8 protein-coding genes are annotated in these 6,641 nt (G+C 59.7%); 6 read left to right on the forward strand and 2 right to left on the reverse strand.

Annotated features, from left to right (window positions below; all coding sequences use genetic code 11):
- The coding region (locus A3728_RS22995; protein WP_201722291.1) for a hypothetical protein at window positions 1–263 on the forward strand (263 nt) is incomplete at its 5' end.
- A 494-nt stretch (window positions 264–757) separates the two neighbouring features.
- On the opposite strand, the gene A3728_RS04960 is transcribed toward A3728_RS22995, so the two are convergent.
- Window positions 758–955: a hypothetical protein gene (locus tag A3728_RS04960; RefSeq protein WP_067267149.1), complete on the reverse strand. Its 198-nt coding sequence runs from the start codon at window positions 953–955 to the stop codon at window positions 758–760.
- Window positions 956–1,292: 337 nt separating this feature from the next.
- Window positions 1,293–1,577 (reverse strand): Dabb family protein, encoded by a 285-nt coding sequence (locus tag A3728_RS04965; RefSeq protein ID WP_067267148.1) that lies wholly within the window; start codon window positions 1,575–1,577, stop codon window positions 1,293–1,295.
- Between the two features lie 270 nt (window positions 1,578–1,847).
- Here A3728_RS04965 and nadA point away from each other — a divergent pair, with 270 nt between their 5' ends.
- From nadA to A3728_RS04990, 5 genes are all read left to right on the forward strand, one after another.
- On the forward strand, window positions 1,848–2,900 hold the full coding sequence (gene nadA / locus A3728_RS04970; protein WP_067267146.1) for a quinolinate synthase NadA: 1,053 nt from the start codon (window positions 1,848–1,850) through the stop codon (window positions 2,898–2,900).
- Between the two features lie 4 nt (window positions 2,901–2,904).
- Entirely contained in the window at window positions 2,905–4,467 is a 1,563-nt protein-coding gene (locus A3728_RS04975; RefSeq protein WP_067267144.1) for an L-aspartate oxidase, read from the forward strand.
- Window positions 4,464–5,312 (forward strand): carboxylating nicotinate-nucleotide diphosphorylase, encoded by an 849-nt coding sequence (gene nadC / locus A3728_RS04980; protein WP_067267143.1) that lies wholly within the window; start codon window positions 4,464–4,466, stop codon window positions 5,310–5,312. Before A3728_RS04975 ends, nadC begins: the two co-directional genes overlap by 4 nt.
- Before the next feature lie 104 nt (window positions 5,313–5,416).
- On the forward strand, window positions 5,417–6,244 hold the full coding sequence (gene panB, locus A3728_RS04985; protein WP_067267178.1) for a 3-methyl-2-oxobutanoate hydroxymethyltransferase: 828 nt from the start codon (window positions 5,417–5,419) through the stop codon (window positions 6,242–6,244).
- On the forward strand, window positions 6,241–6,641 hold a 401-nt coding region (locus A3728_RS04990), incomplete at its 3' end, for a pantoate--beta-alanine ligase (RefSeq protein ID WP_150120650.1). The genes panB and A3728_RS04990, both read left to right, overlap by 4 nt.

Consider the following 6,641-nt stretch of genomic DNA (forward strand, 5'->3'; position numbering starts at 1 on the left):
TTGACGAAGCGCAACTCGGCCGCGCAATCGCGGCGACATTTGAACGGCGCGATACGGCCGTTCCGACAGAGACCCCAGATGCGTTGACGGCCGCGTTCAGTAAAGACGAAGCCAAGCAGCGCCAGTGGGCGGCTTTCAGTCGAGACGTTTCCTTCGACCCGGGACCGCTGCCACGCGTAGTTGAAACGTTGGCGGGATTTCTGATGCCGGCCGCGGTCACCGCAATGCGCCACAAACCGCAATCGAAAGACGACCAATCATGAACGGGAAGAAAGTGAATATCTATGCTTAGTCGGGGGTCCGTATGACGCCATTGAAAGCCACATATCCATGCCTCTGGCACCGTCGTGAACGATCAGTTTAAAGGTCTGTTCGCATGGGAAGATTACATCGCAGCATTGGAGGCAGCATCACCTAAAAATGAGACGCTGTCCGGGCTTTCTTTCGGATCATGTGTGCAGCCTCGATCCCGGCGATCGTTTTGGGCGGGACGCTTTAAGCTGTGAAAACTGTCCAAATTTTTGCCCGACCCCCGGTGTCAATTCTGCGTGGAAATCAACGCAATCGCGGCCAACCGCGCGCCGCATCTGTCACAAATGCTTAAAATTCAAGCACCCAAGAGCGCGCCCAAGCTGGCTTCCCCAAGGCTGATTTCATCAACAGAGTTACCCCCACTTTTTGGGGATAACTCTTGGGCAATAAATGGTGACGCGCTTGCAGAGCATCGTCATAGAACAGACCACCTGTTTTGTACCGGCTATAAGCATGACGTGTCTCGTAGATAGATCTCACCTGCGACCATGCCAACCTGCTCAAAATCTGTGAGCTCAGATAAAACCGCAGCAAACTGCGCTGGCTCCACTGCTAGGCTTTCCTGAATAACTTCCGGTGAAACCGCTTCCATCGGGCTGACAGCACCTCGTTTCTTCAATTCGTGCAGAATAGCTTGTTTCATCGAAAGTCTCCTCACTGGGCTTGCCCGGACAGTAAATGATCCGCACATCTATACCCACATACCGCATCAGATGAATGTAACAACGTGACCGCAAACCCGTGAGTTCGCCGGTTCCAAACACACGCGCTCTCAAAGCGCACCTCGCCCGATGGATGTTATAAAGCACGGCTCCCCCTAAGCAACCCGTTGAACGATCGACGCCAGCCCATATGGGCCGCTTCATCGGGCAATCGCAGATTGGAAAGCCGTTCATCCCGCGTCAGTCATTTCTAACCCGTCACGCAGTTGACCTCTTCCTCACCCATCAACATAACGATGGAACACGCCCCGCGCGCCTTCATGCTTCGATATCAGCAGCGAACCGCAATTCACGCAATGGACGTACCCGGCGTATGGAAGCTTGATAGATCTCATGTCCTTTGTAGGCATCGAGTGCTGCGGAATCCTCGAATTCGCCGTATACAACCACGTCGACTTCTTGGCTGATAGGATCGGACTTCCGGTTCGCTGTCACTTCCAACTTCAACGCATGGGGAATCCCTTTCAGGATAGAAAGCCCGTCTAAAATGTCCGTGACGTCGCGTTCGGATTTGGCAGTAAAAAAGACGATGTGCCGGATCAATTTCTTTGTCCTTAGGTGAAGGTCATGGAAGCCTCTTTTGCACTTACAGCTTTGCAGAGGCAAGCACGCCGGTTTCTTCCAAAACCCGCCGGAGCAACCCAACAGGTGGAACCACGACCTATGGGTACGCGATCATTCGGATCGTGCCACCGTTACCCGCTTGCCCTTACGTAAGCCGCCCCCTAAACATCCCACCACCGGAAATCTCAACGTTGCCGGTTAGACCGCACTGCCCGGAATGGGCTGTAATAACCCGAGGATATTTAGCACTTGCTTGATCAGACCGCGCTGCGCACCGAACTTGCCCATCACTACGATCTTGCCCCATCCGCCGAACTGGCCGCGGCGCATGCCGGGATTTACAGCAAGATGGAGCGGGTGATCTCGCCGCCCGACTGGGCGATCTTCGCCCCCTATGTGGTCGCGATCAACGCGTTGAAGAAACAGCGCAATGCAGTGATCCTGGCCCACAACTACATGACCCCCGAGATCTACCACGGCATCGCCGACGTTGTCGGCGACAGCCTGCAACTGGCGATCGAGGCAACAAAGGTCGAGGCCGATGTCATCGTGCAATGCGGCGTGCATTTCATGGCCGAAACGTCAAAAATACTGAACCCGTCCAAAACCGTGCTGATCCCTGATATGGAGGCAGGCTGTTCTCTGGCCGAAAGCATCACGGCAGACGGCATCGCACAGATGCGCGCGCAATATCCCGGTGCGCCTGTGGTCACCTATGTGAACACCACCGCAGAGGTCAAAGCCGCGTCAGATATCTGTTGCACCTCGTCCAATGCCGCGCAGATCGTCGCGGCACAGCAAAGCGATACGGTGATCATGACGCCGGACAAATATCTGGCGCAGAACGTCGCCAAACAGGTGCCACACAAACGCATTGTCTGGTGGGATGGCGCCTGCATCGTGCATGAACGTTTCACCGCGCAGGATCTGAACGATTTCCGCACATACAACCCCGACACCCGCATCATCGCGCACCCGGAATGCCCACCCGATGTCGTGGAAGCCGCGGATTTTTCGGGCTCAACCAGCGGCATCATCGCTTATGTGGAACGCGAACGCCCCGCCAAAGCAATGCTGGTAACCGAATGCTCAATGGCCTCGAATATTTCCGACAGCCTGCCGGACGTAGACTTCGTGGGGCCATGCAACATGTGCCCTTACATGAAAAAGATCACACTCGAAAAAGTGCTGTGGACCCTGCACACAATGCAGGGGGCGGTCGAAGTGGATGCTGCCGTGGCAGACAAGGCGCGCATCGCCGTAGAGCGCATGATTGATCTGTCCCGGCAGTTGGCCTGCTGATCGCATGAAGCGTATCAACACGGGTCGCGTTGTCATCGTCGGCGCGGGGCTGGCAGCGCAATATGCAGCGCTGCATCTGGCACCGCGCCCGGTGTTAATGATCTCGCCAGAACCGTTGGGACAAGGCGCATCCTCGGCCTGGGCGCAGGGCGGCGTGGCCGCAGCGATGCATCCGGCAGACAGCGCCGCCGCCCATGCCCGCGACACGGTGCAGGCTGGGGCAGGTACGGTGGACGCGCGGGTCGCGCAAGCTGTGGCCGACGAGGCGCGGATGCATATTCTGGACCTGACTGAACTTGGCACCATCTTCGACCGGACTCCCAAAGGTGGATACGTCATGTCGCGCGAGGCGGCGCATTCCTTTGCCCGCGTGGTACGCGTGCGGGGCGATCAGGCCGGGGCCGAAATCATGCGCGCCCTCACCGCACAGGTGCGCGCCGCCCCACATATTCAGATCCTGGAGGGTGTGATGGCCACCGGCCTTGAAATGGCGAACGGCGCCGTGTGCGGCGTCGAGGTGGTACACTGTACCAACGGTCAATCCGCGCCCTGCCTGATCCGTGGGGCCGCCGTGTTGCTGGCAGGGGGCGGTTCTGGCGGACTGTTCGGGCTGACAACCAATCCGCCGCGTGTGCGCGGCCAGGTGATCGGCATGGCAGCACGCGCGGGTGCGGTGATCGCCGACGCCGAATTCGTGCAGTTTCACCCCACGGCCATCGACTGCGGCCTGGACCCCGCCCCATTGGCCACCGAGGCCCTGCGGGGCGAAGGTGCCATCCTGGTCAACCGCCACGGCATCCGGTTCATGCAAGAGGCCCACCCCGACGCCGAACTGGCCCCGCGCGACATCGTGGCCCGCGCGGTCTTTGCCCAATCGCAGGCCGGACTGGCCCCGGCGTTGGACACACGCGCGGCCTTGGGCGCACGATTGTTGCGGGACTTTCCCGCTGTCGCCGCCGCCTGCCAACAATCGGGACTGAACCCGCTGGTCACTCCGATCCCCGTGGCAGCCGCCGCCCATTACCACATGGGTGGCGTTGCCACCGATGCGGCGGGTCGCACATCGCTGGAAGGACTTTGGGCCTGCGGCGAGGCGGCCTCGACCGGATTGCACGGTGCGAACCGGCTGGCATCGAATGGTCTGCTCGAAGCCTTGGTCTACGGGCGGCGCGCAGCGGTTGACATGGATGCCGTCCTTGGGCCTGTTCCAACGAAACAGGCGGCTGTCTCCTTGCCTGATCTGCCGCCCGCAACAGCACCGCGCAGCGACCTGGTGAACCGGCTACGCCAAACGATGACGCATGGCGCAGGCGTGATCCGCACGGCCCAAGGGCTACAGCGGACCCTGAACGAGATCGCCACAATCGAAGCGGACCAACCCGATTGCACCGCCTTGGCAAATATGACCGCAACCGCAACGCTGATTACGACCGCCGCGCTGAACCGGCGCGAAAGCCGCGGGGCGCATTTCCGGTCTGACCATCCCGACTGCGACGGCGCAACCGGCGCGCGTTCCTTTCTCACACTCACCCAAGCGCGTTACTCCGCGCCACTGGAGACGACATGACCCAAGGCCCCCTGCCCGACCTCATTCTTGAACCGTTGGTCCGCGCCGCATTGATGGAAGACCTAGGCACCTATGGCGACATCACCACGCGCACGGTGATCCCCGCTGATACACGCTATACCGCACGCTTGAATGCACGCGCAAACGGTGTGCTGTCAGGCACACAAATCGCGGCGCTGGCGTTCCGGCTGATTGACCCAGCACTAAAGGTCACCGCCCACAAAAGCGACGGCGACAGCATCGCGTCGGGTGATTTGCTGATGCAGATCGAAGGCCGCGCCGCATCTATCCTGTCGGCCGAGCGGGTGGCGCTGAACTTTGTCGGCCGTCTTTCGGGCATCGCCACTTTGACCGCCAGCTTTGTGGCCGAGACAAAAGGCACCGCCACGCGCATCACCTGCACCCGCAAAACCACGCCAGGTTTGCGGCTGGTCGAAAAGCAGGCCGTGCTGCACGGCGGTGGGTTCAATCACCGGTTCTCCCTCTCGGATGCGATCATGATCAAGGACAACCACATTGCCGCTGCGGGCGGTATCCGGACTGTGTTGCAAGCCGTAAAGGCCCAGGCGTCGCATATGGTCAGAACCGAAATTGAAGTCGACCGGCTCGACCAGTTGCAAGAGGTGCTGGACGAAGGCGGCGCGGACGTGGTCCTGCTGGACAACATGGACACGCTAACCTTGCGGGATGCTGTCAAGATCAATGCCGGTCGTCTGGTGCTAGAAGCCTCGGGCAACATGCGCATCGACCGCATCGCCGAGGTCGCAGCGACCGGCGTCGATTACATCTCGTCAGGGGCGCTGACACATTCCGCACAGACAATCGACATCGGATTGGACTTCTAATCTGCAAACTCACCGCACTGTTAGCGCAATAATATTACGCTGCGCTTGCAAAGCACCCCAGGGCCTCTTAGTGAGTTGCCCTAACGTAAACTTTGGATGTTGAAATGAGCCGACCTGCACAGATCAAAGCGTTGAACGCCGCCGATATTCTTGCCCGCAAGGGCGCGACGCCCCTGGTTTGTCTGACCGCCTATACCACACCTGTGGCAAAACTCGCGGATGAACACTGCGATCTTGTGTTGGTGGGCGATAGTGTGGGGATGGTGCTGCACGGTCTGACCTCAACCCTCGACGTGACCATGGAAATGATGATCCTGCACGGGCGCGCGGTGGCGCGGGGCATCACACGGGCCTTGATGGTGATCGATATGCCTTTTGGCAGCTACGAAGAAAGCTCGGCCCAAGCGTTTCGCAACGCCGCACGGCTGATGGCTGACACCGGCGCCGGTGCCGTCAAGCTTGAAGGCGGGCGGCACATGGCCGATACGATCCGGTTCCTGACCGAGCGAGGCATCCCCGTGATGGCACATATCGGGCTGACCCCGCAGGCGGTAAACGCCATTGGCGGCTACAAGGTGCAAGGCCGTGGAACAGATGCAGCGCGTATTCGGGACGACGCCCAAGCCGTTGCGGATGCCGGTGCGTTTTCTGTGGTTCTGGAAAAAGTCCCGGCCGCCTTGGCCGACGAAATTACGGCCCAAATTGCCATCCCCACGGTCGGTATCGGGGCGTCAGCTGGGTGCGACGGCCAGATCCTTGTGATTGATGACATGCTGGGACTGTTCGACGCCTTCAAGCCGAAATTCGTCAAACGCTATGCCCATCTGGCCGCTGATGCATCTACAGCCATTGAAACCTATGCCGCTGAAGTCCGCGCGCGCACCTTTCCTGCCGCCGAGCACGTATTCACTGACCAAGGAACCGCCTCATGAAAATTATCCGCCGTAAATCCGAGTTGCGTGACCTGACCAACACCTGGCGCCGAGCGGGGGATACGATTGGTGTGGTCCTGACGATGGGTGCGTTGCATGATGGACACCTGAGCTTGGTCAAAGCCGCCCACAGCCGCGCCGACCGCGTCATCGTGACAATCTTTGTCAATCCGCGTCAGTTCAACAACCCCGAAGACCTGGCAAAATACCCCAAAACCGAAGACAATGACGCCCGCATCCTCGGGCCACTTGCGATTGACGTGCTCTATATCCCCGAGCCCGAGGAAATGTACCCCACAGATTTCTCCACGACGATTTCCGTGTCCGGTGTCAGCGCCGGACTGTGCGGCGGCGACCGGCCCGGTCACTTCGATGGCGTGGCGACCGTCGTGACCAA

The sequence above is a fragment of the Sulfitobacter sp. HI0040 genome, from assembly GCF_001634885.1.
GTDB lineage: Bacteria > Pseudomonadota > Alphaproteobacteria > Rhodobacterales > Rhodobacteraceae > Sulfitobacter.